Below are 24,436 nucleotides of genomic sequence, written 5' to 3' on the forward strand. Positions count from 1 at the left end.
CAACATCATTACATATTCCTATTACTAGAATAGGGTAGATCAGGAGGAAATCATTTGAGTTCACAACTTATTGGAGTTCCATTAGAAGGCTTTGCAGAATTCAGTAGAAAAGTCGCGGCAGAAGGTGCAGTTCTCTTAAAAAACGAAGGAATGGTTCTTCCTATACAGGTTTCCGAAAACGTTTCCGTTTTTGGTCGCACTCAGGTTAATTACTATCGAAGCGGTACAGGATCAGGCGGAAGTGTAAATGTCGTATACACGACAAATCTGCTGGATGGACTCCGGGCCAAAGCACAAATTAGCGTTAATGAAGAACTGGCATCCGTATATGAGAAATGGATTGAAGAGAATCCATTCGATAATGGTGGAGGCGGCTGGGCTGCAGAGCCATGGCATCAACAAGAAATGCTTTTAACCGATGACTTGGTAGCTGCTGCAAGACAGAAATCAGCGAAAGCGATCATCGTCATTGGTCGTACCGCTGGAGAAGATCAAGATAATGCTAATGAGCAAGGAAGTTATCAGCTGACTGATGATGAAAAAGCAATGCTAAAGATCGTTACGAAATATTTTGAGCAGACGATTGTGGTACTAAACGTATCCAATATTATTGATATGAGCTGGCTGAATGATGAGAGCTTTGTGTATCCAGTATCAGGTGTGATTTACGCTTGGCAGGGCGGAATGGAAGGCGGAAATGCAATTGCGGACGTACTGGTCGGTGATGTAACACCAAGCGGGAAGTTGACGGATACGATTGCTTACTCTATTGAAGATTATCCATCCACACAGAATTACGGCAATGAATTTAAAAACCTCTATGAAGAGGATATTTATGTAGGTTACCGTTACTTTGAGACATTCTGTCCTGATAAGGTTCAATTTGAATTTGGTTATGGCCTGTCTTATACCACTTTCCAGGTAAAGCCTGAAGAAGCTAAGCAGATCACAAAAGACGGATCGAAGTATATTGAGATTGAGGTGACTGTCACAAATACCGGAGATACTTATGCAGGTAAAGAGACGGTACAAGTCTACTATGAAGCACCTCAAGGGAAGCTCGGGAAGCCGGCAAAAGCACTTGCTGCCTTTGCAAAAACAAAAATCATTCAGCCGGGTGAATCCGAACGTTTGACCCTGCAATTTTCTGTGAATTCAATGGCTTCGTATGATGACAGCGGGGTAACGGGATGCACATCTGCTTATGTTTTAGAAGGAGGAAGCTATCTATTTTATGTTGGTACAAGTGTAAAACAGTTAGAAAAAGTATCGGTGGATGGACAGAATGGTTACCATATGGAGGAACTTACTGTAGTTGAACAGCTGCAAGAAGCAATGGCGCCAACAGAAAAATTCAAAAGAATGATGCCGGGTGTTCGTAAAGAAGATGGGGTTTATGAATTGGCAGAAGCTGAAGTTCCTACCCGCCAAATTTCTTTAGCAGATCGAATTGAGGCAAATTTACCGCAAACATTAGATCAAACAGGAGATCAAGGTTACAAGCTGAGTGATGTACATGAACAGAAAGTCAGCATGGATGCTTTTATTGCTCAACTCAGTGATCAAGATTTAGCAGCTATTATTAGAGGTGAAGGCATGAGCAGCCCGCTTGTTACACCGGGGACAGCATCTGCTTTTGGCGGCGTAAGCGACAGTCTTCTTAGCTATGGTATTCCAGTCGGCTGTACATCTGACGGCCCTTCGGGGATCCGAATGGACAGTGGTCAGCAGGCCACACAGGTTGCGATCGGAACATTGCTTGCGGCAACTTGGGATATTGAACTAGTGGAAGAATTATATGTTTTGGAAGGCGAAGAGCTGGCGCGTAACAATATTGATACTTTGCTCGGACCAGGACTTAATATTCGCCGTAGTCCGCTAAATGGACGTAACTTTGAATATTTCTCAGAAGATCCGCTGATCTCTGGCTTATTCGCAGCAGCTTGTACCCGCGGAATTCGTAAGGGTGGTTCGCATGCAACTCTGAAACACTTTGCCTGCAACAACCAAGAGCAATACCGTACTAAAGTGGATGCGGTCGTATCTGAGCGCGCTTTGCGAGAAATCTATCTAAAAGGATTCGAAATCGCAGTAAAAGAAGGTGGAGCAAACTCCATTATGACTTCGTACAATCCGATCAATGGACATTGGGCTGCATCTAATTACGATCTGAATACGTCGATTCTCCGCGGTGAGTGGGGGTTTAAAGGGATTGTGATGACTGACTGGTGGGCTGTGATGAACGATGTCATCAACGGTGGACCGGCTGATCGTAAATATACGAATTACATGGCTCGCGCTCAAAATGATCTATATATGGTCGTTAGTAATTATGGAGCTGAAACGAATGTCTGGGGCGACAACACGATAGAGTCACTTGAAAATGGTACCCTTACCCGCGGTGAGTTACAGCGGAATGCAATGAATATTTGTGAATTTTTGATGCAAGCACCTGTATTCTCTAGAGATGAAGTTACGGAGGAGAACATCGAGACATGTAAGGCAGATGCTACCCTGCAAGCAGAAGAGGCGCAAATCGTAGGGCATGAGGAGCAGGTAAAAGTGATTCCATCAGGCTCAACAATTATAAAAGTGAATGAGTCAGGCGTATATCGTATGTTTGCTGGCCTGATGTCTCCAGATGGAGAGCTGTCACAAAGTGCGTGCAACCTCATTCTGAATGATCAAGTGGTAACGACCATTCAGACCAACGGTACAGAAGGCAAATGGATCAAGCTGAAACAAACGAAAGTAGAGCTGGAAGCAGGGCTTTACGAAATGAAGTTTGAACATATTAAGCCTGGTATGCATATCGATTGGATTGAATTTAAGCAGGTATAATCAGCGACAAAAACTTCTTTTTTGCTAAAAAGTCTGTAGTTATGGTCCTCCTAGAACAAAGAGGATCTCTACAGACTTTTTTCTATATAAATGAAGAAAGGGGATAGGTTTCCTCATTTCCATTTTATACATTTATAATATATGTGGCTAAATGTTCGGAGATATGCTATACTAAGTTTATTGAAGCATTGACCTAACGAATCCACATAGCGTAGAGGGTTATTCTTTAATAATAACCTTGTACCCTATGTGTATTTTTATTTTAAGGTAAGAATTTCATGTAAATTTAAAATTAGGTGGTAATAACAATGGAAACAGGAACAGTAAAATGGTTTAACGCAGAAAAAGGATTTGGCTTCATCGAGGTTGAAGGCGGAAGCGACGTATTCGTACACTTCAGCGCAATCACTGGAGACGGATTTAAATCTTTGGACGAAGGACAACGTGTTGAATTCAACATCGTTCAAGGCCAACGCGGTGCACAAGCTGAAAATGTTGTAAAACTCTAATTAAGAGTCTTATGCCTCAAACGTATCGTTTGGGGCATTTTTATTTATATAGCCTATTCAGATACAGAAAGAGGGATGCGAATGTACAATTCTCGAAGAAAACCAATGGAAGATGTACCGATGGAGTTAACGGCAATATGGTCTTGTTCAAACGACGGATGCAAAGGATGGATGAGAGATAACTTCGTGTTCTCCGTAGTTCCCGTATGCCCTCAGTGTCAGTCTAGCATGATAAAAGATGAGAAAATGCTTGCAACAGTGACGAACACGAGTCCTAACCAGAATAAAAAGTAAAGAATAAAGAGTTTTACTCTCTATTCCTCTATAAAGGCACCGATTCTATTGCTTCGGTGCTCTTTTTTTTATTTGCGGAGTCAATCGAATAAGAAAGGGTTGAATTCTATGCAGTTGTTTCAAGATTATAATTTAAAAGTGAAGAAGACATTTAACGCAACGAATACCGAAGAGGTACTTACCGTATCAGAGGCGGGGAATCTACTGGGTTTATCCAAAGACCAAATGAAATTATATGTAGATAAGAATAAATTAACCAAAGTTCCGATTAATAGAAGTGTACATCGATATCTTTTACTAAAAGAAGAAATTGATAAAATAGTTAAAACGTAATGAACACCAACGATATGGTGTTTTTTTTATTGGGTAAAAGATCAAGATGAAAGTAAAAAATAAGAAGGGTGTCTTAGGCAATTCATTAGATTGAAACCTACGCATCATTTTTTATGTATTATAAGGTAAAGATTCTTCTAAAGGAGGAGATATCCATCGGTATTCTTTCTAGATTCAGAGATATTATGAAAGCGAATATGCATGACTTGGTTACCAAAGCAGAAGATCCAGAGAAAATGATGAATCACTATATGAAGCAACTGAACATTGACATAGGTAAAGTGAAATCAGAGACGGCTTCGGTAGCAGCGGAAGAAAGAAGAGCGAAGAGAGCGCTGGATGAGGTCAAAGCAGAAGTCAGTAAACTGCAGCGATATGCTGAGAAAGCAGTGGAATCCGGAAATGAGGAGCAAGCTTTGCAGTTTCTGGACCGGAAGGTAGCACAGGTAGAAAAATTAGGCGAACTGGAAGCTATTTATGAACGTGCTTCTTCTAACAAGAAAAATATGAAGCAAATGCAGGATAAACTGAGCTCTGATCTTAATGTTCTTGAAGAACGCCGTGCAGAATTAAGCGGGAAGATAGCTGCTACGACTGCCCAACAGAAAATAAATGCGGTGGGCTCAAATAAGGATGTTAGTGGTTCTGTGTTCGATGTAATCGAAGAAAAGGTTAATAAAGCATATGATGAAGCCATGGCTATTACTGAACTCAGAGAGCAACCGAAGGACGATCTTGATGATCTTATTGCTCAGTTGGAGAGGGAGAACAATAAGAGTTCGGATAGGAATGCAGAAGAGGAGCTTGCCGCGATTAAAGAAAAACTCAACAACAAGAAGTCATAAATTCTTGGGTGGGTAGTGAGGTGAACATATGCCAGTCATAGAATATAAATGTCCGAACTGCGGAAGCAGCATGGTTTTTGACAGTGAGTCAGGGATGCTGCATTGCCCGAGTTGTGGCCGTGACGATAATATTGAGGAAATCCCGGATCCTTTAACCAGAAATGTGTTTACTGAAAATGAAGTGAATGAATACCACTGTACCAGTTGCGGCGCGGTCATCATGACAGAGGCAGAAACAACAGCTACGGTATGCAGTTTTTGCGGTTCTTCTGTTGTGCTTGGCGACCGGCTCACGGGAGAGCTGGCCCCGGCCAAGATTATCCCATTTTCGATCAGCAAAGAAGAAGCAATGCAAGCTTTTCGAAAATGGTGCAGAAATGGACTGCTTACGCCCAGTGATTTTATGACAGCGGACCGAATTAAAGGGATTACAGGAATCTACGTGCCGTTCTGGTTATATGGATTACATAATCACATTGAAGTTCGTGGTCTGGGTACAAAAGTGAGGAGTTACACAAGAGGAGATTATCATTACACGGAAACGATGCATTTTGAAGTATACCGTAAAATCCGGCTCAATTATGATAATGTACCGATTGATGCGGCAGAGAAAATGAATGATGAACTGATGGATAAGCTCGAACCCTTCCCATACGGACAGCTGAAAAGCTTTAAATCCCCTTATCTTGCTGGCTTTATTGCCGAAAAATATAGCTATGATGAATCAGAGCTGCTGCCGCGAGCAAAGGAAAAGATTCGTCAGTATATCGATTCTTACATTCAGTCATCAGCTTCTGGTTATGCCACGGTAAGTTTCACGGATAAGCAGATCGATACAACTTTAGCGCGTGCCGATTATGTCCTGCTTCCGGTATGGATGGTGCAATATGATTATAAAAAAGCCGAGCATACGTTTGCGATGAACGGACAGACAGGTAAAGTGGTGGGCAAACCTCCGATTAGCAAAGGGAAAGTAAGTGCTTGGTTTGCAGGAGTCTCTGGCATTTCATTTCTATCGCTGAAACTGATTTCCTGGATGATGGGAGGAGGATTTTGGTGAAAAAGATGAAAGCCATCCTATCTATTCTCCTGCTTTTTTCCTTTATTTTCGTTCTTGTTCCTCATGACCTGGCGGGAGCAGCCGAATCAAGTTCTACAGCTGCGGATAAACAGTTAATCTACGATGAAGCAGGGTTATTAACTCAGGCGCAAGTAGACAGCTTGAATGCAATGGCCAATGAGTATGGGGCCGAGCGGAACACGGATATTATCATCTATACGACATTAAACGAAGAAGGTATAGATGCTGGAATTTTGACGGAAGACTTCTATGATGAGCATGCTCCGGGATATGATCAGCCGCATGGGAATGCCGTTATTTTGACACTGGATATGAACAATAGAAAGACGTACTTAGCAGGGTTCTATAAAGGGCTGGATTATCTTAATGACAGCAGGCTTGATCAAATACGAAACAAGATTCGTTCTGACCTAAGCTATGGTAATTATGAACTTGCATTTGAGAATTATATTCTAACCGTCCACGAGTTTATGGAACACCGCCCAGGAGTTTTATTTAATATTTGGTTTCAACTGGCCGTTTCTCTGGGGATCGGGGCTCTAGTCGTCGGGATGATGGCTTATCGCTCTGGCGGACGTATCACGGTGAACCGGCAGACATATGAAGATGCAAGTACATCAGGCATACTGGATCGTCAAGATCGGTATCTGAGAACAACAGTGACCAAACGCAAGATTGAACGGAATAATAATAACGGCGGTCCTGGTGGCGGAGGTGGCGGAGGAATCAGCAAGGGTGGCCACTCGCATAGCGGAAGCAGAGGATCGTTCTAAACGGAAGGAATGAGAATAAATGTCTTTTTTCAAAAACCAGTTTGCAAACGTAGTCGAGTGGGAAGAGTTCAGAGATGATATGATTTTCTGGAAGTGGAGCAATAGAGAGATTAAAAAAGGAAGTAAGCTCCTTATCCGATCCGGGCAAGATGCGATCTTTATTCATAACGGAAAAATTGAAGGGATTTTTGAAGAAGAAGGCGAGTATAGCATTGAATCTGACATTGTTCCATTCCTGTCTACACTGAAAGGGTTTAAGTTTGGCTTTAACAGTGGAATGAGAGTGGAAGTGCTCTTCGTCAATACAAAAGAGTTCACTGTCAGATGGGGGACGCAGAACCCTATTCTAATTCCAACCTCGCAGTTACCGGGCGGAATGCCGATCCGTGCGAACGGTACGTTCAATTTCAAAGTAAATGATTATGTGACTCTCATTGATAAAATCGCAGGGGTGAAGAACAGTTATCTAGTAGAGGACGTTAAGATTCGGATTACTTCTGTGCTGGATCAGCTGCTGATGAAATGGATTAGCCGTGAAGGTAAGGATATGTTTAACTTGCAGGCCAATGCATCTGAAATCGCAAGTGGAATTCAGGAAGATTTGGATATGCAAGTGATGAATAATGGGATGACAATTACCGGGTTTCAGGTGATGAGTTTTAATTATCCAAAAGAGATTCAGGACATGATTACCAAGACGGCCTCTCATGAAATGATTGGTAATCTGCAAAAGTATCAGCAGGTCAGTATCACCGATGGAATTGCATCTGGCAACCTCAAAGGCGGCAGTACGGCTGCCGATATGATTGGTATACAAATGGGAATGAATGTAGCAAATCAGATGATGAAGAATATAGAAACTAACGAGAAACCCGCTGCTTCTGAAAATTCAAATGCGAAACCTTCGGCATCTTCTTCTGCAGAAGAAGGCCAGAAAAAACCTAACTTTTGCCCAAACTGTGGTACAAAAACAGAAGGAGCCAACTTTTGTCCAAACTGCGGTCAAAAATTGGGGTAAAAGATAACGTATTAATGTGAAATTACCAAAAGACACCTGAATGGTGTCTTTTTTTTGTATAGTTTCCATATAGATATGCCTCTTCATATATGAATAAAGTGTAGCAAGGGAACTTTATTTATATTTTTCGTTTATTAGCAGCTATGATACCATATGGGTGGAAAAGAGGGTGATGATATGATGAATGCTTCTTATTGGTTAACCAATGTAAGATTAGAACAGGGCTATATCGTGGAAGATGGACAAGTAGTGGGTACGAAGACAAAGATCTGTCACGTTCGAATCGAAGACAGTGTAATTGCTGAAGTTGTGGAGGCAGGTACCGAGATCGTGAGTCATCTTCCCAAATACGATGGCAAACAATTATTAATGCTTCCTTCTTTTGAAGAGGCGCATATTCATTTGGATAAAACGTATTATGATGGTCCTTGGCAAGCGGTACGAAAGGTAACCAGTATCTTCGAAAGGATTGAAGAAGAGAAGCGTTTATTACCGAAGCTCCTACCGACGGCAAGACAACAAGCAGAGCGTATTTTGGAACTTATACAGGGATATGGTTCTACATATGTTCGAAGCCATTGTAATATTGAACCGGTGAGCGGACTACATAGGTTAGAAGCAACAAAACAAGCTTTGGATACATTTTCGGGAAGAATCTCCTCTGAGATTGTAGCTTTTCCACAGCATGGATTGCTTAGATCTGATTCTGTACAGTTGGTAAAGCAGTCAATAGCTGAGGGCGCAACTCATGTAGGCGGGGTAGATCCATACACGGTTGATGGAGATATCGAGAAATCACTGCAGACAATGGTAGAGATAGCTGTAGCGGGGAAAGCGGGAATCGATATTCATCTGCATGATAGAAATGAAGCGGGTAAGCAAACATTAACGAGACTTGCTGATTTGACAGAGGAAGCAGGATTACAAGGGAAGGTTACTGTGAGTCATGCCTTCTGGTTTGCCAGCGCTGAAGCGCACGAAGCAGAAGAGTTAGCAGCCCGAATGGCTTCGCTTGGCATGTCGATCACATCAACCGTACCGATCGGAAGATCAACTATGCCTCTTCCTATGTTACATAAGATGGGAGTGAACGTTAAACTGTCAACGGACAGTCTAACAGATCACTGGTCCCCTTTTGGGAATGGTGATCAGCTAGAAAAGGTAGGGCGTTACGCAGAATTATATGGATGTAATGATGAGTTGTCTTTATCTCAGTCTCTTGGTTTCATCACAGGGGGGATAACACCGCTTAGTTCCAAGGGTGAACAAGTGTGGCCTAAAGTAGGAGACACGGCAAGTTTTGTGTTGGTGCATGCCAGTTGCGCCGCTGAAGCAGTTGCCCGAAGATCGGAACGAGCAGCCGTATGGTACAAGGGGCGTCTTGTGAGCGGTGCATTATTATAATTGCAGTCAGTGGATAACAAAAAGAGGTTTCCTATTAGGAAACCTCTTTTACTTGATTCGAGCGAAGGATTAGTTAAATGCACCTGCTTTTTCAAGCTTTTTCTTTCCATTAAACGCGAGGATAATCAGTACGATATTAATAACCATCATACACGCAATGCCAATCAACACAGGAGTGTAAGAACCGGTTGCATCGTAAATATATCCATATCCAGGCAACGCAATAATTCCTGCTACAGCGAGTCCTAGAGCTACGATTGCATAAATCTGACTGTACTCTTTGTTACCGAATAGAGCTGATGTCAGCAATGGTCCAAGTGTCCCGATCGCTGCCACAACAAATCCGAAGATTACCATTGCAATAGAGAACATAACCGAGTTATCAGCTGATGTTAATAGAATGGTTACAGGAACCAGACCTAATACCATCGCGAAAATTGCTGTGTTTCTCGCACCAATCTTATCAGATAAGAATCCGAAAGCTAAAGCACCAAGTAATGCACCGACCATCCATCCAGCCATTGCGTTACTTGCAAATATACCATCATAACCAAGTTGCTCTTCTGCAAATGTTGGAACATGCTGGGCGAAACATCCGATGGCAGTAATAAAGAAGAAGAATGCAATTAATGTATAGAGTGCAGACGATTTCTTCGCTACTCCAAGTGTAACCCCTTTTTCAAGTACAGGTGTTTTCGATTCATCTTCTTCAGTAACTTCATCTGCGCCATAAGGCTGCAGACCTTTTTCTTTTGGAGACATTCTAAGTGTGAAAAATACAACAGGAATGACGATGATGATAACTGCCGCACCAATGATAATATATGCGTTTCTCCAGCCCTCATTAGCAATCAAGGTCCCAACGATGGGTTGAAGTACTGCGCCCAAACCACCGGATACAGCCATCATAATACCGATCATCAGACCTTTATTCTTTTTAAACCAATTGTTGATCAGTACCGGACCTGCCATCTGTGTAAGAAAAACGGCTCCGACAGCCATAGGAATAGAGAACAAATACCAACCCCATACCGAGCTCATGAATCCAAACATAGCAAATGAACCAGCTTGCAGTACGGCCGCAACCATGAGTAAACCACGGATATTGTACTTAGCCATCATCTTACCAGCGATGGGTAGGAAAATCATAGTAACAATAGAAGCAATACTAAAGTATATGGATAAGTCCCCCTTACGAATGCCTAAATCCTGAGTAACTGGAGTTAGGAACAGTCCGCCTGAGCTATTGAGGCCACCTCTTGTTAATCCGACCATAATTGATACGCCAACAAGTATCCACCAAGCAAAGTGAATTTTTTTCTTATTCTTATTCATGATGTCTCCTTAATTCCCTTTTAGGGTATGTATAAATCTAAATTTTGTGTAGTTTTGTGAAAAGATATATTTCTAGATGTGCGAAAAATAATGATTAGAATGCGTAATACTTTTCCGTGTTCAGCGACTTTTTTCACAATAACAAGAAGTTTTTGTGTTGTATAAGATCGTCATTGGTACACATCGGTGGGGCAAAATGCTTGTCACTACTATAGCGCACTGTTTACAAAAATAGCTCTTCAGTTCTGGTCAACACTGCCCACTCCATCAGTGATATTCGTTGTTTTCTCTCTAGTTGTTTCTTCAGATGTAATTTCCTTCTTTTAAAAGGTAATGTAAGCGATTTTAAAACAGATCAAAGGAATAAAATTTTTCCATCTTTATGATCCCTGTACTTTCTTAATGAGACAAACCAATATTTTTCTATAGCTACACCTCTTGAAAGATTAGAATTTTAGGTAACTTTTTATATACGAGTTACTTTACATAACCATATTAACTCTTCGATAAATCTGTGTCAATATTGTGAACCTAAATAAAACGCAAGATTTGTCAAGATTTTAGAGTTGAAAAAGTTGTGGTAGAATAATATAAATAGGTTATTTAATGTTACTTAGTTATATATTTGAACATAAGGAAATAAAAGTAATGACGAAATAATTCGGAGGTGTAGGTTGTGACTGAGCAGAGCGATACACGGGAGGCATGTAATAAAGTCGAAGAGGGGTATAACTTTCTAGGTAAGAAGTGGATCGGTATTATCATTCATACCTTATCTAAAGAACCCAAGAGATTTAGTGAAATTTTAGGTGCTATTCCTGATTTGAGTAAGCGGATGTTGAATGAGCGGATGAAAGAATTAGAAGATTACGGCATTGTGGTTCGAAACGTGATAACGGATCGTCCTGTAAGAACGGAATATTCATTAACCCGAAAAGGAAACGAACTCGGAGTTACACTCCGTGTGTTTGAAAAATGGGCTGAGAAATGGATGTAAACTTAGAATGCGTGAGATCTCTCGTAAGTGGATTGTTGTAATGAAGTCTACATCTTTTTTGCGATATCCTAACTAACCACAACCGCTCGAGGTTGTGGTTAGTTCTATTTTTCAGGCTTGATGTATTTCGTCCAGACTTCTTATTCTTTCCATCGTCGTACATTCCTCTGTATCTTTAATTAAGCTTCTCAACACAATCTACATCAGGAAGTACATAATTATCGTCCAAATCTCAGAACATGTCATTATTTCTCGGGAAATAGCTAAAAACCATAACAATAATACCAAATTATAGTAAAATAACTCTAAAAGTGTAGAACAATTATCCTTTTACATAGATTGCAGGGGGAGATACATTGTGAGTTTACTACAGGTTAAGCAAGTTCGAAAAAATGCGGGCAGCAATGTGCTTATTCCCTATGTTGATTTCGAGGTTAAGCAAGGACAGTGTGTCGCTATTCAGTGTAATCATGAGCTGGGCAGCCAGCTTTTGGAGTCGATTATGGGGCGAATATCTATATCTGATGGTGAAATCTTTCTTGATGGAATACAGGTGAACATGGCCTCGCAAGAGATAGTAAGAAAAAGCGTAGGAGTTCAGCGCCTGAACGAAGGCGTATATGAGCGGCTCAAAGTAGCGGAGTTTCTACGTTTTTACGCGATGCTTCATGAAGTGAAGGCAGACCTTTATACGTTGCTCAGAAGATTAGGGCTCTCTGAAAAGGAAAATACGTTGATTAGCAAGTTATCACTGTCAGAGAAAAGAAGACTTTTAATAGCCAAGGCACTAGTTCATGAACCGAAGTTGTTGCTCCTAGAAGATCCGGAACAAAATGTGGACTTAGAAACCAGTTATATCTTACGTAATTTAATCGCCTCATTGGTTGAAGAAGGAAAGTCCGTACTTATTACAACGATGGTGCTCGAACAGGCGATATCGGTAACAAGTGAGGTATATTTGTACAGTCATTCTGGATTAAAAAAGTTGGACACTTCTTCAGAAGTTCCCGAGACAGAAGCGCCTGAAGACGGACTTAATGTTACTACGATAGCAGACGGAGATACGGATCGGACGGATGGTTTGCCCACAGACCAAGCGAACCGAGAGCTATCAGTTGATAACTCTGAGGAAGATATAAACACTTTACCCTACATAACAGAGAACGAGGTAATGACGAAGGAATCAGATACAGCACAAATAAAGAACAAAACGGCAAGGGATGAAGACAAGTCTGAGGTCTTTGTTCAACCCGTTCGCTTGGAGAAAATTCCGGCTAAGGTGGGAGACAAGCTCATTCTATTTGATCCGACAGAAGTGGATTATATTGAAAGTCAGGAGGGAGTAGCAAACCTCCATGTTTTGCAAGGAACATACCCGTGCTCTTTTTCTCTTACCGTTCTTGAAGAGAAACTCAAACCATATGGCTTCTTCCGCTGTCATCGTTCTTATCTCGTTAATTTGCAGAAGGTAAGAGAAGTCATCACTTGGACCAGGAACAGCTATAGTCTTATTTTGGAGGATACAGAGAAAAGTTCAATTCCATTATCTAAAGGGAAATATGATGAGTTAAAGCAGATTTTAGGCATCTAAGACAATTCTTCGCTCAAAATGATGCTTCATTCAGGTCCTTATATGCAGGTTTTAGCTCCGTTTATCCTCCTTTCATCCCTTATATAATGCGGTGTGGCGCGGTTTTTCGTAACATGAGGATATCAAAGCGATTGCGCCAAACGAAAGGGATGGATGACAAGTGGAAACAATCATTGAAGTAAACGGACTGGTCAAAGCATTCGGGAATAAACGAGCGCTCAGCAATATCAACTTTACTATTAATAAAGGTGAAATCTTCGGGTTTCTCGGACCGAGCGGGTCAGGCAAAACAACAACCGTGAAAATACTCACCTCTCAGCTGCTGGCGACTGGGGGAACAGTGAATGTGTTCGGGCAGGAAATTAGAAAGATGAATGATGCCGATCACAAACGCCGGATTGGGATTTTGACTGATAATAGTGCCCTATATGAGAGGCTTACGATTCAAGACAACTTGGAAATGTTCTGCAGCTTATATGATGTAGAGAATAAACGAATTGCTGAGGTACTGGAGGAAGTAAATCTTGCGAATGATCGTAAGACATTAGTAAAAAAATTATCTAAAGGAATGAAGCAACGCGTTATGCTTGCAAGAGCTATGTTACATAAACCTGACCTGCTATTTCTGGATGAGCCGACATCGGCACTTGATCCGGTGAACACTCTTCATATCCATGAAGGGTTACGCAAGCTGAACAGGGAGGGAACGACGATCTTCCTTACGACACATAACATGTCTGAAGCAGAGAGTTTATGTAATCGGGTTGCGTTTATTCACGAAGGTGTGATCAAGACCATAGGTACACCGGAAGAACTCCGTCTGCAGCATTCAGATGATTCCTTAACCGTAACCGTGAAAGAAGAGGGGCGAATGATACTTCAGCAAAATGAAGAGTCTGCCCGGCGGATTGCAGGTTGGATGCAAGCGGGTAAACTATTATCGATTCATTCCAATGAACCGACGTTAGGTGATATTTTCGTACAAATGACGGGGAGGGAACTACAATGACATTTTCAATGAAGAGATTTCAAGCAATCGTTCAAAAGGAATGGAAAGATAGCATTCGAAATCCGCAGGTACTAACGATGACCGCTTTTCCGATCGTGTTTGCCTTCTTATTTGCACGCATGGGCACAGACCGTACGGTTAGTGAAGATATCCTCATGGTAAGTTTCCCGATCCTTATGGCATTATCTATGACCGGTTCTTTCGTACTCGCGATGATGATTGCTGAGGAAAAAGAGAAGCATACCTTGCGGGCGCTTATGCTGTCTCCGGCCAGTACACTCGAAATATTGCTTGGTAAAAGCTTTTTGACAGCGGTGCTTACGGTGGTTGCCATTTTGTTCTCGATTATGGCGAGTGCAATCCCAGGTGTACCTGCAGGTATCCTGGCCCTGTTTATACTCATTAACCTTATTATGTTTATAGCCATCGGCCTTATGATCGGCCTGCTTTCACGTACGGTACAAGAATCTTCTATTATTGGTTTACCCGTGCTGCTTGTCTTTGTCATGGCACCTATGTTTGCTCCTATGCTAAATAATGAGCTATTAATACAAGTGGTAAGTATACTCCCTACACAGAAGTTTATGGACATGATGAACAGCATGGCGATGGGCCAAGGCTGGCAAGAAATAGGTGGAGGTCTCATGATCTCGATCCTTTGGATGATTGCTTCTATTGTAGCCGCAGTAGCCATTTACAGCCCCAGACGTTTTGATAACTAAGGTCTAGTAGACGAGAAGAATTGCATTCGTTACAAAAAAACAAACCCGAATTCTCTTAAAAGAATTCGGGTTTGTTTAGAGAGACTGAACTCTCTCTGATATTTTCGTTAAGTAAGATATCGGTGTTTTAATGAATGTAGATTCTACGTTGTTTTTCCTTATGCTCTTCTTGTCTTACGAAGAATAAGACTAAGAATAGCAACGAGAACGATCGCACCAATCAGTGCAGGGAAGATATAAAATCCACCTGTTTCAGGTCCCCATTCTCCGAGTAGAAGACCACCAAGCCAAGCCCCTACAAAACCAGCGATAATATTACCAACAATACCGAATGGAATATCCTTGCCGACGATTAGACCTGCTAACCAACCAATAATACCACCAATAATTAATGCCCATAACCAACCCATATTTAACATCACCTTTCAATTGTTTTTTCGTTTGCTGTTGATTTTATAACCGTATAATCGAAGTTCTAATCATAAACAGAGAAATTATTTGAATTTTGGGTGGTGTCTTAGTAAGGGTTCAATGGCATTAAATGATCGTTTTTCTGTGGTACAATAACAAAATGTGAGGATATGGAACGGATTGCTATATTGATTTGGAGAGTGATGGAACGTCATGCAGGAGTCTTTGTTAATGTTGCTTCAGCTGTTAGAACGCGCAGCCCTTTTGCTGATGTGTTTATTTGTGCTGACACGAATACCAGGATTTAAAGCTTTCTTTGAGCAAAGAGAAAAAACAGGATATGAACTTATTCTAGCAACCATCATTTTCAGTGGGTTTGCCTTATTTGGTACCTACAGCGGCATTAATGTAGAAGGTTCACTTGTGAATGTGCGAATTATTGCCATCTTATCGGGCGGGATCCTATTTGGACCTTGGGTCGGTCTTGCAACAGGGATTATCTCTGGAATTCATCGTTTTTTGATTGATATCGGGGGGGTTACTTCCTTGCCCTGCCTGATTACAAGTATTACAGCCGGATTAGTGGCGGGACAAATATACCGAATTACATCCCGGGAACGCAGATGGAAGATTGGCATCATCGCAGGTATGGCATGTGAAGCATTAACGATGATTCTAATTATCATATTGGCAGAGCCTACTTCGCTTGGTATGGTTATAGTTTCTCAAATTGGCTTCCCCATGATTGTCAGCCAAGTCAGTGTGGGTCTTATTGTCATGCTCGTACAGAGTGTTGAAGGGGAGAAGGAACTAGTTGCAGCCAAGCAGGCTAAACTGTCTCTCGATATTGCGAACAAAACACTGCCTTATTTTCGAAGCATCACTCCGGATTCGCTTCATACCATTTGCCATATTATCAAGGATGAGATTGGCGCAGATGCGGTGTCGATCACCGATACGAAGCAGATTCTGGCTTATATTGGCGTGGGTGAGGAGCATTATAAGGAGCGGCATGCCATCATCAGTGAGGAAACGAAAAACACGCTGAAAAGCGGGGAAATCATGATTCGTAACAATGATGCGGAACATACAAACCCTTTTATTAAATCCCTGATTATTATTCCGCTGAAAGAAAAGGGAGAAGTAACCGGAGCCCTTAAGATTTATTATGCGAAGGCACATAAAATTACGGATTCCCTACAAGCGCTGGCAGTAGGATTGTCGCAGATGATCTCTACACTCATGGAAGTGTCGAGAGTAGAGGGAATTAAAGCTATGGCAAATAAAGCAGAGCTGAAGGCACTTCAGACGAAGATCAATCCTCATTTTCTATTTAATGCGCTCAATGCCATCGCTTCTTCTATTCGGACTGATCCTGATAAAGCGAGAGAATTGATTGTAAACCTGTCTGGTTATATGCGTTTTAACCTGGAGCTTAGTGATGAAATGATTGATATCCGCAAAGAACTTCAGCAAGTAAACCATTACGTAGAGATTGAGAAAGCTAGATTCGGCAATCGGCTTGAAGTGGAATATGATATTGACGAAGTAGAAGTGTACATTCCAAGCCTTATTATTCAGCCGCTTGTTGAGAACGCAATAATCCATGGTATTCTGAAGGTTAAGGGGCCGGGTAAAGTGACGATCTCGGTCAAGGATCTCGGAGAAAACGTAAGGATTAGCATCACGGATACAGGAGCGGGAATAGCGCCGGAGATTATCCGAAAAGTGTACAGTGACAATATGCCTGATAACAAAATTGGACTATATAATGTTCATCAGCGTGTGAAGTTGATCTATGGAGAAGGTCTTCGTATCCGCCAGTTGGAGCAGGGGACAAGCATTGATTTTGATGTGACAAAAAGAGGTGTTCAGTAAATGAGAGCAATCATCGTGGAAGATGAAGTATTAGCGAGGCAAGAGCTGCGTTATTTAATAGAAACACATAGCAAGATCAAGGTAGAGGCCGAGTTTGAAGATGGTCTGGATGCACTGAAATTTTTGCAGAATCAAGAGGTTGACGTCCTGTTCTTGGATATCAATATTCCTTCTATTGACGGGGTATTACTTGCCCATAATATCAGCAAATTTTCTGTTAAACCTTACATCGTCTTTATTACTGCATATAAGGAACACGCCGTGGAGGCATTTGAGGTAGAGGCCTTTGACTATATTCTAAAACCTTACAGTGAGTCCCGCATTACATCTATGCTAACAAAATTGGAAACTGCACATATAGGGCAGCGCAGAGCGATCCCGGAACAGCATTTGCCTTCGATTACAAAGGTGAATCTATATAAGAATGAAAAAATAATCGTGGTTGATGCAGATGATATCTATTATGCCGTTGCTCAGGAGAAGACAACAGAGGTAGTGACGAAGAACGAGAAATATATGATGCAACTCAGTATCAGCGAATTTTATGAGCGCCTTCCTAAAGATATCTTCTTCCGCTGTCATCGTTCCTATCTTGTGAACACAGAGAAAATTAAGGAGATTGTCCCATGGTTTAATAATACATATTTACTTCGGTTAAGTGAGATTGATGCTGAGATTCCAGTCAGCCGCAGTAAAGCTAAAGAGTTCAGGCAACTTATGCGACTATAGAGGCATTTCATTCCGAATTCAGGTTATTTCATTCCGAATTCAGGTTATTTCATTCCTGTTTTCGCTTTTTTTCTAAATGTAAGCGCTACAATAAGAGTGTGTTAAGAGCTCAAGTACACTTACATTAGACAAAAGAAAGAAGGAAAGCAACATGAATGGAAAACCTGTAAATCGCCTTCTTATTGTTCTTGGTACCGTTATTATGCAGATGGGTCTTGGAACCATCTATACATGGAGTTTATTTAATTCACCGCTTGTTGATAAATTTGGATGGGAGCTTAGTTCGGTCTCCATTACCTTTTCAATAACTAGCTTTGCGCTCGCCTTTTCAACTCTTTTTGCAGGGAAAATACAAGAGAAAATCGGGCTTCGTAAATTGACAGCTGCAGCCGGCATTCTGCTTGGCATTGGGTTAATACTTAGTTCGCAAGCAAGTTCACTGGCTTCTCTGTATATTCTAGCTGGTGTTATTGTCGGATTCGCCGACGGTACAGCATATATAACTTCTTTATCAAATCTTATGAAATGGTTCCCTGATCGAAAAGGGCTTATCTCTGGTATCTCCGTTGGGGCATATGGTACAGGAAGTCTTATCTTTAAATATGTTAATGGTAGTTTGATTAATTCCGTTGGTGTTTCTCAAGCATTCCTGTATTGGGGACTCATTGTCATGGCTATGGTCTTGGTGGGTTCGATGCTCGTAAGAGAAGCATCAGTAGAATCCGAAGAAGCTAAGACTGGATCTAAAACGCAGACAACAACCTCGAACGCAGCAGTTCCTGTGCAGATGAATTATACGGTGGGAGAGATGCTTCGCACCAAACAAGCATATCTGTTGTTTGTTATCTTCTTCACCGCTTGTATGAGCGGATTGTATTTAATCGGTATTGTAAAAGATATCGGTGTTCAGCTAGCCCATCTGGATGCAGCGACGGCGGCTAATGCTGTAGCTCTTGTTGCTATCTTTAATACAGCTGGACGACTTATTCTCGGGGCGTTGTCTGATAAAGTCAGCCGCTTAAAACTTGTGGGCTGCACACTGGCTGTAACGGCAGCATCTGCGGTCGTACTTAGCATAGTTCCATTAAACTTTGGACTGTTCTTCGCTTGTGTAGCAGCGATTGCATTCTGTTTTGGAGGTAATATTACCGTATTTCCAGCGATAGTGAGTGACTTCTTCGGACTAAAAAATCAAACCAAAAACTATGGCGTTATCTATCAAGGTTTCGGTATTGGTGCACTGTCCGGTTCGTTTATCGCTGCTATGATGGGCGGATTTAAGTCAACCTTCATCGTTATTGGCGGACTATGTGTAATCTCCGTCCTGATTGCTTTAACGATGAATCCTCCAGTGAGCAAAAAAGCAGAGAAAGAGGCAACATTCAAAGCTTACAAACGTACAGCTTAAACCTATGAGAACAAATAAACATCCCCCAGCGTAGTTAACATCGGGGGATGTTTATTTGTTTTTCTTCACAATTCTTAGTGCTGTCACAGAAGGATTACATGGTCTTGTTAAGTCGCTTTGAATGCCTTCCTGCAAACAGGGTGAAGAGCAGGATCATTGCATAACAAAGTAGATGAGAGGTGATCAGTCCGGTGGTTTCATAAGATGTATTTATAAAAAGCTGACTAAATCCAAGAAGGCTGCCATAGAAGGGGAATAACAGAATAAAAGTGATACTGGAGTCTTGATTATATGTGTAAAAAAACAAAAAGAATGCCAGCCCGCCAAGCCAGTAGAGGGAAGTTAGAATCATGAAATCTACCCGACGGTTTCTCATCGACATAGAATAGAGTAGCCAGGTAAACAAGAAGAGAGCAGAAAAGACATACGTTCCAGCACTATCCTCCCCGTAGGTAATGGACCAGAGAACATTCATCCCTCCAAAGCAGAAATGGATAAGAAACATGAAGCATAGATGCATAGGATACAAAGCCCATCGTTCTGAGGGACTCATTTTCATAGTAATTCCCACCCTTACTTGTCGCTTATATTTACTTCTATACTTAACTTATAAACAACAGTAATGGGCAGGGGGTTGCATTATAATTGAAAAAGGAGAGACTTCTCAGCCCTCTCTTCAGGCAACAAAGTCTCTCCTTTTTATTTCGTTTTGCATAAAACCATTGATGAATGAGGCTTTACAGCCAGTTATCTCACCAATTTTTTTCGCCAGACAGATATTTTTCCGTAAGGACAGTCAGAAGCTGAATGCCTACTTGGTTATGTCCACCCTCAGGGATAATAATGTCAGCATATTTTTTAGAAGGCTCGATAAACGCTTCATGCATCGGTTTTACCGTTGCGAGGTACTGCTGATGAATGGACTGAATCGTCCGTCCACGTTCCTCAATATCACGCACAACACGACGCAGAATTCGTACATCGGGATCAGAGTCTACGAATACCTTAATGTCCAGCATCGCGCGTAGGTTCTCATCTGAAAGAACATGTAACCCTTCGATGATGATGATATTGTTTGGTTCTAGCTCGACTGTCTCTGATGCAGAACGTGCATGTATTGTAAAATCATAAACAGGAGCATAGGCAGTTTGTCCGCTTCTAAGAGCATTCAAATGCTGAATTAACAGCTCATTATCAAACGCAAACGGATGGTCATAGTTGGTGAGCTCACGCTCAGCCAGACTAAGATGAGCCTGATCTTTATAGTAGTTGTCCTGAGATATAAAAGTCACTTTACTCGAACCTAGACGTTCAATAACGGAACGAGCTACTGTTGTTTTACCTGAACCGGTTCCCCCGGCAATACCAATAATCAGCATGCGATACCATAAACCTCCCTAGAATAATTGCCAGAGCAATTTCAGTATTGTAGCATAGAAGGTCCTTTTTTTCATCTACAAGGCTCATAAAGGGAAGATTAGGCAGTTCTTATGCCCTTATATCTTTGCCCGAAGATATCGGAATTATGTCTCACATACAAAGATAGATTTAGTCGCTGAATTTCATATAGTACTGATATAAGATTTGCGTTCCTTTATCATCGTATCCAAGTTCTGATAACTCTTCATACAAAGACTTGGCCAGGGCAAGTCCAGGTGTTTGCAGTCCCATCTCTTCTGCCGAAGATAGAGCAATACCCATATCTTTAATAAAATGTTTGACGAAAAATCCAGGCTCATAATCACCTGCAATCATTCGCGGACCAAGGTTACTGAGAGACCAGCTTCCTGCTGCACCTGTTTCAATGCTCTTCAATACGATTTCAGGATCAAGCCCTGAAGTTTTCGCATAAGCGAGTGCTTCACAGACACCCATCATATTGGAAGCAATCGCGATCTGGTTACACATTTTCGTGTGTTGGCCAGCTCCCGCAGGTCCTTGGTGTACAATATTTTTACCCATCAGTTCAAAGATGGGTCTAACTGCTTCATAATCTGTTTTCTCTCCGCCGACCATGATGGATAGTTTGGCATTCTTTGCACCAATATCTCCGCCAGATACCGGTGCATCGAGAGCGTGCAACCCCGATTTCAAAGCTTCCTCATAGATCCGCGCAGCCAGCTGCGGACTAGATGTCGTCATATCAATCAGATAAGCTCCGGAAGGAGCATTTGCTATGATTCCATTTTCTCCAAGATAGATTTCTTCCACATCTTTGGGGTACCCTACCATAGTAATGATAACACCGCATGCTGCTGCAAGGCTTGCTGGTGACTCATGCCAAGTTGCACCCTGCTTGATCAATTCTTCTGCTTTGGCGGCAGTTCTTGTGTAGACATGAAGAGCATAGCCGGCTTTTTGCAGATGCCCTGCCATACTTTTGCCCATTACGCCAGTACCGATAAATCCTACAGTTGTTTGCTCTGGTGATACGATCATTTATTTACCTCCTGGGTGAATTGGTTTTGATTTGATCTATCCTTTATTTTTCGTATTATATCCCTTTTTTTACTAAGGTTCTATGAAGCGGTTGATAGTACCTGACAATAATCTTTAAGATATCGAATACTTTTTATCTACTAGCCAGATTGATTGAGAAAAGCAGAAAGGGAGACGATACTTATGAAACGGATTTGTTTGTTGTTGCCTAATGGATTTGAAGCAATAGAAGCCAGTGTATTTACCGATGTGCTTGGTTGGAATCAGCTGGAGGGGGATGGAACTACGGAACTCATAACCGTAGGGACGAGAGATACACTAGCGTGTACGTGGAATTTCAAAGTGACACCAGAACTGTTAATTAACAATATTAGTGCAAATGATTTCGATGTATTAGCGTTACCAGGCGGATTTGAAGAAGCAGGTTTTTTTGAGGATGCTTTCAGGGAAGATGTGCTTGAGCTGGTACGTGAATTTAATCGTCAAGGAAAGATCATTGCGACGATCTGTTTAGCAGCGCTGATCCTTGGAAAAAGTGGAGTTCTCGAAGGAAGAAACGCCACGACATACAATCTGAGTAATGGAAAGAGACAGGCCCAGCTTGCTGAGATGGGTGCTAAGGTCATTCCTGACCAGCCGATTGTTATCGACGGTAATCTAATCACTTCATATAGTCCATCAATGGGTTTTGATGTAGCGTTCCTTCTGTTGGAGAAGCTCACTTCTAAGGCGAATACAAATAAAGTGAAACGGCTGATGGGCTTTGTTTCATAGCCGCAAAGGTATAGCCAAATTGTTGCCTGATGAGAAGTGAAATAACCAACCTGAATTTGATTGACAAAGAATGGGAAAGGTGATATTTTTAATTTACTTAATACCCATTGGATTAATATGAAATGCAAAAACCGACTGTTCATACAGAGGTATTGCACGCGTACAACCGCGCTGTGATACCTCTTTTTTGTGTCAACATACGGATGCCATAACATATCGACCGTACCTGCGGAGATATCCTGCTAGCCTGATTAGGGTGGCAAGATATTTTCGCTATTTTAGGTTGGAAAGGGGAAATCAAGTTGAGCAGTATTACAGTGACGACTTCAAAGCAGAGTCCAGGAAGATGGAGTCTCTTGGGACTTGGTCTTATCATTCCCGTATCTGTGCTTGGGGTATGGCAGCTTCTTGGATTTTACGGTGTGATCTCTGAATTATTATTTCCGACCCCGACTACCATTGGAAAAGCAATGATCCAGCTAACCTTGTCTGGGGATTTATGGGGACATTTTAAGGTGAGTATCATGCGAGCGTTCGCTGGTTTTCTGCTTGGCGGGAGTTTGGGCTTTATTTTCGGACTCTTGGTAGGTCTTTTCAAAACATCAGAAAGATTTCTCGATCCATCGATTCAGATGATAAGAATGATCCCGAGCCTAGCTGTTGTACCTCTTTTTATACTCTGGTTTGGAATCGGAGAAGAATCAAAAGTATTACTGATCGCAAAAAGTGTATTCTTTCCCCTCTACATCAATACTTTTATGGGAATCCGCGGGGGAGATAATAAGTTATTTGAGGTAGCAAAGGTTCTTGGTTTTAACAAATGGAAGCAAATCGTAAGACTTGTGATTCCAGGTGCCCTGCCAAACATTTTGCTCGGTATAAGATTATCGATTGGCCTTTCCTGGCTTGGACTAGTCGTAGCCGAACTGATTGCTTCTACATCAGGGATTGGATATATGATGTCTGACGCTAGACAATTTGCTGACACCCCCGTCGTTTTTGTCGGCATCATTATTTTCGCTTGTGCAGGATTGGCTACAGACGGACTCGTAAGGCTGCTTGAGGCTCGTATGCTGCGCTGGAAAGATACATACGGTGGCTAAAAAAATAGAAAGGGAGGATTGAGATGAACGAGCGAGCAGATCCGATACTGCAGCATAAAGCGAATAGGTCAAGTAAGATTCAAGGTACAGTCACAGCAAACCATCACAAGCAATATCGACCGAGGAATATCCGGAAACGGAAGGGGAAAAAAGGAGCTGATCTAGCCGCGGCGATGCTTATTCCGCTGTTGATCATTGCGGTATGGCAATATGCAGCGGGTAAGGGTTATATCTCTGCTCTTTTTTTACCGACTCCGCTCTCCATTGCAGAGGAATTTTTTCGTCTTATCGCTGCAGGAGAACTCTTTCATCACTTAGGTATCAGTATGTATCGTGCGTTTATTGGGTTTCTTGCGGGGTCATTTCTAGGATTAGCGCTTGGCACGTTCACAGGTTTCTCGCGAATAGCATCTTATCTGGTGGATCCGAGTATCCAAGTCCTGCGGCTTGTTCCGCATCTTGCCATTGCCCCTCTCATTATTCTTTGGTTCGGATTTGGAGAGGTATCCAAAGTAGTCATTATTACAAGCGGAGCTTTTTTTCCACTCTATATCCATACCTATACGGGAATCCGAAATGTTGATAACAAACTTTATGAAGTAGGAGAGGTGCTTGAATTCAGCTTGAAGCGAAAACTGATGAGACTCATTCTTCCTGCAGCCTTACCGAGTATTTTGCTTGGGATCCGTTTGTCGCTGGCTGTCTCATGGATTGGACTTGTCGTAGCAGAGCTGATTGGTTCGCAGTCAGGGGTAGGCTTCCTTATTAATCAAGCGAAGCAGAATTCGGACACAGGGGTTATTTTCGTAGGCATTATCATTTTTGCTGTAGTAGGTAAGCTGATTGACTCTATGATGCGGATTTTAGAGAAAAAGCTGCTTCATTATCGGGATAGTTATCAGGGTTGATACTAAGATACAAAAAAATAATGAAGAAAAGCAT

Annotated in this window: 24 protein-coding genes; 19 read left to right on the top strand and 5 right to left on the bottom strand. The window is 41.8% G+C overall.

The genetic code is table 11. The features are described 5' to 3' along the window. Positions 1–54: 54 nt before the first annotated feature. The 9 genes from H9647_RS22515 to H9647_RS22555 all read left to right on the top strand — a co-directional run bounded on the left by H9647_RS22515 (position 55) and on the right by H9647_RS22555 (position 9,098). A complete protein-coding gene (locus H9647_RS22515) occupies positions 55–2,841 on the top strand; it encodes a glycoside hydrolase family 3 C-terminal domain-containing protein (RefSeq protein WP_191804285.1) in 2,787 nt (928 codons plus the stop codon). A gap of 308 nt (positions 2,842–3,149) precedes the next feature. Next, positions 3,150–3,350 (top strand): cold-shock protein, encoded by a 201-nt coding sequence (locus H9647_RS22520; RefSeq protein ID WP_191804286.1) that lies wholly within the window; start codon positions 3,150–3,152, stop codon positions 3,348–3,350. Between the two features lie 81 nt (positions 3,351–3,431). After that, the gene (locus H9647_RS22525) at positions 3,432–3,644 is read left to right on the top strand and encodes a cold-shock protein (RefSeq protein WP_191804288.1); all 213 of its coding nucleotides are present in this window, start codon (positions 3,432–3,434) and stop codon (positions 3,642–3,644) included. A gap of 108 nt (positions 3,645–3,752) precedes the next feature. Further along, positions 3,753–3,977, top strand: coding sequence for a DNA-binding protein (locus tag H9647_RS22530; RefSeq protein ID WP_191804345.1), 225 nt, complete (start codon positions 3,753–3,755; stop codon positions 3,975–3,977). A gap of 155 nt (positions 3,978–4,132) precedes the next feature. Further along, complete coding sequence (locus H9647_RS22535) at positions 4,133–4,822, top strand: PspA/IM30 family protein (RefSeq protein WP_191804347.1); 690 nt, start codon at positions 4,133–4,135, stop codon at positions 4,820–4,822. Positions 4,823–4,850: 28 nt separating this feature from the next. After that, the gene (locus H9647_RS22540) at positions 4,851–5,882 is read left to right on the top strand and encodes a TFIIB-type zinc ribbon-containing protein (RefSeq protein WP_191804290.1); all 1,032 of its coding nucleotides are present in this window, start codon (positions 4,851–4,853) and stop codon (positions 5,880–5,882) included. Next, a complete protein-coding gene (locus H9647_RS22545; protein WP_191804292.1) occupies positions 5,879–6,676 on the top strand; it encodes a TPM domain-containing protein in 798 nt (265 codons plus the stop codon). The genes H9647_RS22540 and H9647_RS22545 overlap by 4 nt, the downstream gene beginning before the upstream one ends. A gap of 19 nt (positions 6,677–6,695) precedes the next feature. After that, positions 6,696–7,694, top strand: a complete 999-nt coding sequence (locus tag H9647_RS22550; protein WP_191804294.1) for an SPFH domain-containing protein — start codon at positions 6,696–6,698, stop codon at positions 7,692–7,694. Positions 7,695–7,874: 180 nt separating this feature from the next. Continuing rightward, positions 7,875–9,098 carry an amidohydrolase gene (locus H9647_RS22555; protein WP_191804349.1) on the top strand — a complete coding sequence of 408 codons (1,224 nt, stop codon included), beginning with the start codon at positions 7,875–7,877 and terminating at the stop codon, positions 9,096–9,098. 69 nt (positions 9,099–9,167) lie between these two features. Here H9647_RS22555 and H9647_RS22560 read toward each other — a convergent pair whose 3' ends face one another. After that, a complete protein-coding gene (locus H9647_RS22560) occupies positions 9,168–10,433 on the bottom strand; it encodes an MFS transporter (RefSeq protein ID WP_191804296.1) in 1,266 nt (421 codons plus the stop codon). Positions 10,434–11,109: 676 nt separating this feature from the next. Here H9647_RS22560 and H9647_RS22565 point away from each other — a divergent pair. The 4 genes from H9647_RS22565 to H9647_RS22580 all read left to right on the top strand — a co-directional run bounded on the left by H9647_RS22565 (position 11,110) and on the right by H9647_RS22580 (position 14,752). Beyond that, complete coding sequence (locus H9647_RS22565; RefSeq protein WP_191804299.1) at positions 11,110–11,430, top strand: winged helix-turn-helix transcriptional regulator; 321 nt, start codon at positions 11,110–11,112, stop codon at positions 11,428–11,430. Between the two features lie 358 nt (positions 11,431–11,788). Continuing rightward, positions 11,789–13,021, top strand: a complete 1,233-nt coding sequence (locus H9647_RS22570; RefSeq protein ID WP_191804301.1) for a LytTR family transcriptional regulator DNA-binding domain-containing protein — start codon at positions 11,789–11,791, stop codon at positions 13,019–13,021. Between the two features lie 160 nt (positions 13,022–13,181). After that, a complete protein-coding gene (locus H9647_RS22575) occupies positions 13,182–14,030 on the top strand; it encodes an ABC transporter ATP-binding protein (protein WP_191804303.1) in 849 nt (282 codons plus the stop codon). After that, entirely contained in the window at positions 14,027–14,752 is a 726-nt protein-coding gene (locus H9647_RS22580) for an ABC transporter permease (RefSeq protein ID WP_191804305.1), read from the top strand. The genes H9647_RS22575 and H9647_RS22580 overlap by 4 nt, the downstream gene beginning before the upstream one ends. A 158-nt stretch (positions 14,753–14,910) precedes the next feature. Here H9647_RS22580 and H9647_RS22585 read toward each other — a convergent pair whose 3' ends face one another. Next, entirely contained in the window at positions 14,911–15,162 is a 252-nt protein-coding gene (locus H9647_RS22585) for a GlsB/YeaQ/YmgE family stress response membrane protein (RefSeq protein WP_191804307.1), read from the bottom strand. Positions 15,163–15,376: 214 nt separating this feature from the next. Here H9647_RS22585 and H9647_RS22590 point away from each other — a divergent pair, with 214 nt between their 5' ends. The 3 genes from H9647_RS22590 (at position 15,377) to H9647_RS22600 (ending at position 19,178) form a co-directional block, all read left to right on the top strand. Then, entirely contained in the window at positions 15,377–17,041 is a 1,665-nt protein-coding gene (locus H9647_RS22590) for a sensor histidine kinase (protein WP_191804309.1), read from the top strand. Further along, a complete protein-coding gene (locus H9647_RS22595) occupies positions 17,042–17,770 on the top strand; it encodes a LytR/AlgR family response regulator transcription factor (protein ID WP_191804311.1) in 729 nt (242 codons plus the stop codon). 151 nt (positions 17,771–17,921) lie between these two features. Further along, complete coding sequence (locus H9647_RS22600) at positions 17,922–19,178, top strand: L-lactate MFS transporter (protein WP_191804312.1); 1,257 nt, start codon at positions 17,922–17,924, stop codon at positions 19,176–19,178. 94 nt (positions 19,179–19,272) lie between these two features. Here H9647_RS22600 and H9647_RS22605 read toward each other — a convergent pair whose 3' ends face one another. The 3 genes from H9647_RS22605 to H9647_RS22615 all read right to left on the bottom strand — a co-directional run bounded on the left by H9647_RS22605 (position 19,273) and on the right by H9647_RS22615 (position 21,617). After that, positions 19,273–19,737: a hypothetical protein gene (locus H9647_RS22605; RefSeq protein ID WP_191804313.1), complete on the bottom strand. Its 465-nt coding sequence runs from the start codon at positions 19,735–19,737 to the stop codon at positions 19,273–19,275. Positions 19,738–19,930: 193 nt separating this feature from the next. Further along, complete coding sequence (gene udk / locus H9647_RS22610; RefSeq protein ID WP_191804314.1) at positions 19,931–20,557, bottom strand: uridine kinase; 627 nt, start codon at positions 20,555–20,557, stop codon at positions 19,931–19,933. A 169-nt stretch (positions 20,558–20,726) separates the two neighbouring features. Further along, a complete protein-coding gene (locus H9647_RS22615; protein WP_191804315.1) occupies positions 20,727–21,617 on the bottom strand; it encodes an NAD(P)-dependent oxidoreductase in 891 nt (296 codons plus the stop codon). A 183-nt stretch (positions 21,618–21,800) separates the two neighbouring features. Here H9647_RS22615 and H9647_RS22620 point away from each other — a divergent pair, with 183 nt between their 5' ends. From H9647_RS22620 to H9647_RS22630, 3 genes are all read left to right on the top strand, one after another. Next, positions 21,801–22,391, top strand: coding sequence for a DJ-1/PfpI family protein (locus tag H9647_RS22620; protein ID WP_191804316.1), 591 nt, complete (start codon positions 21,801–21,803; stop codon positions 22,389–22,391). 302 nt (positions 22,392–22,693) lie between these two features. Then, positions 22,694–23,494: an ABC transporter permease gene (locus tag H9647_RS22625; RefSeq protein WP_191804318.1), complete on the top strand. Its 801-nt coding sequence runs from the start codon at positions 22,694–22,696 to the stop codon at positions 23,492–23,494. 23 nt (positions 23,495–23,517) lie between these two features. Next, positions 23,518–24,402, top strand: coding sequence for an ABC transporter permease (locus H9647_RS22630; protein ID WP_191804320.1), 885 nt, complete (start codon positions 23,518–23,520; stop codon positions 24,400–24,402). Positions 24,403–24,436: the final 34 nt, after the last annotated feature.

Source organism: Paenibacillus gallinarum, from assembly GCF_014836635.1.
In the GTDB taxonomy this organism is placed as follows: domain Bacteria; phylum Bacillota; class Bacilli; order Paenibacillales; family Paenibacillaceae; genus Paenibacillus; species Paenibacillus gallinarum.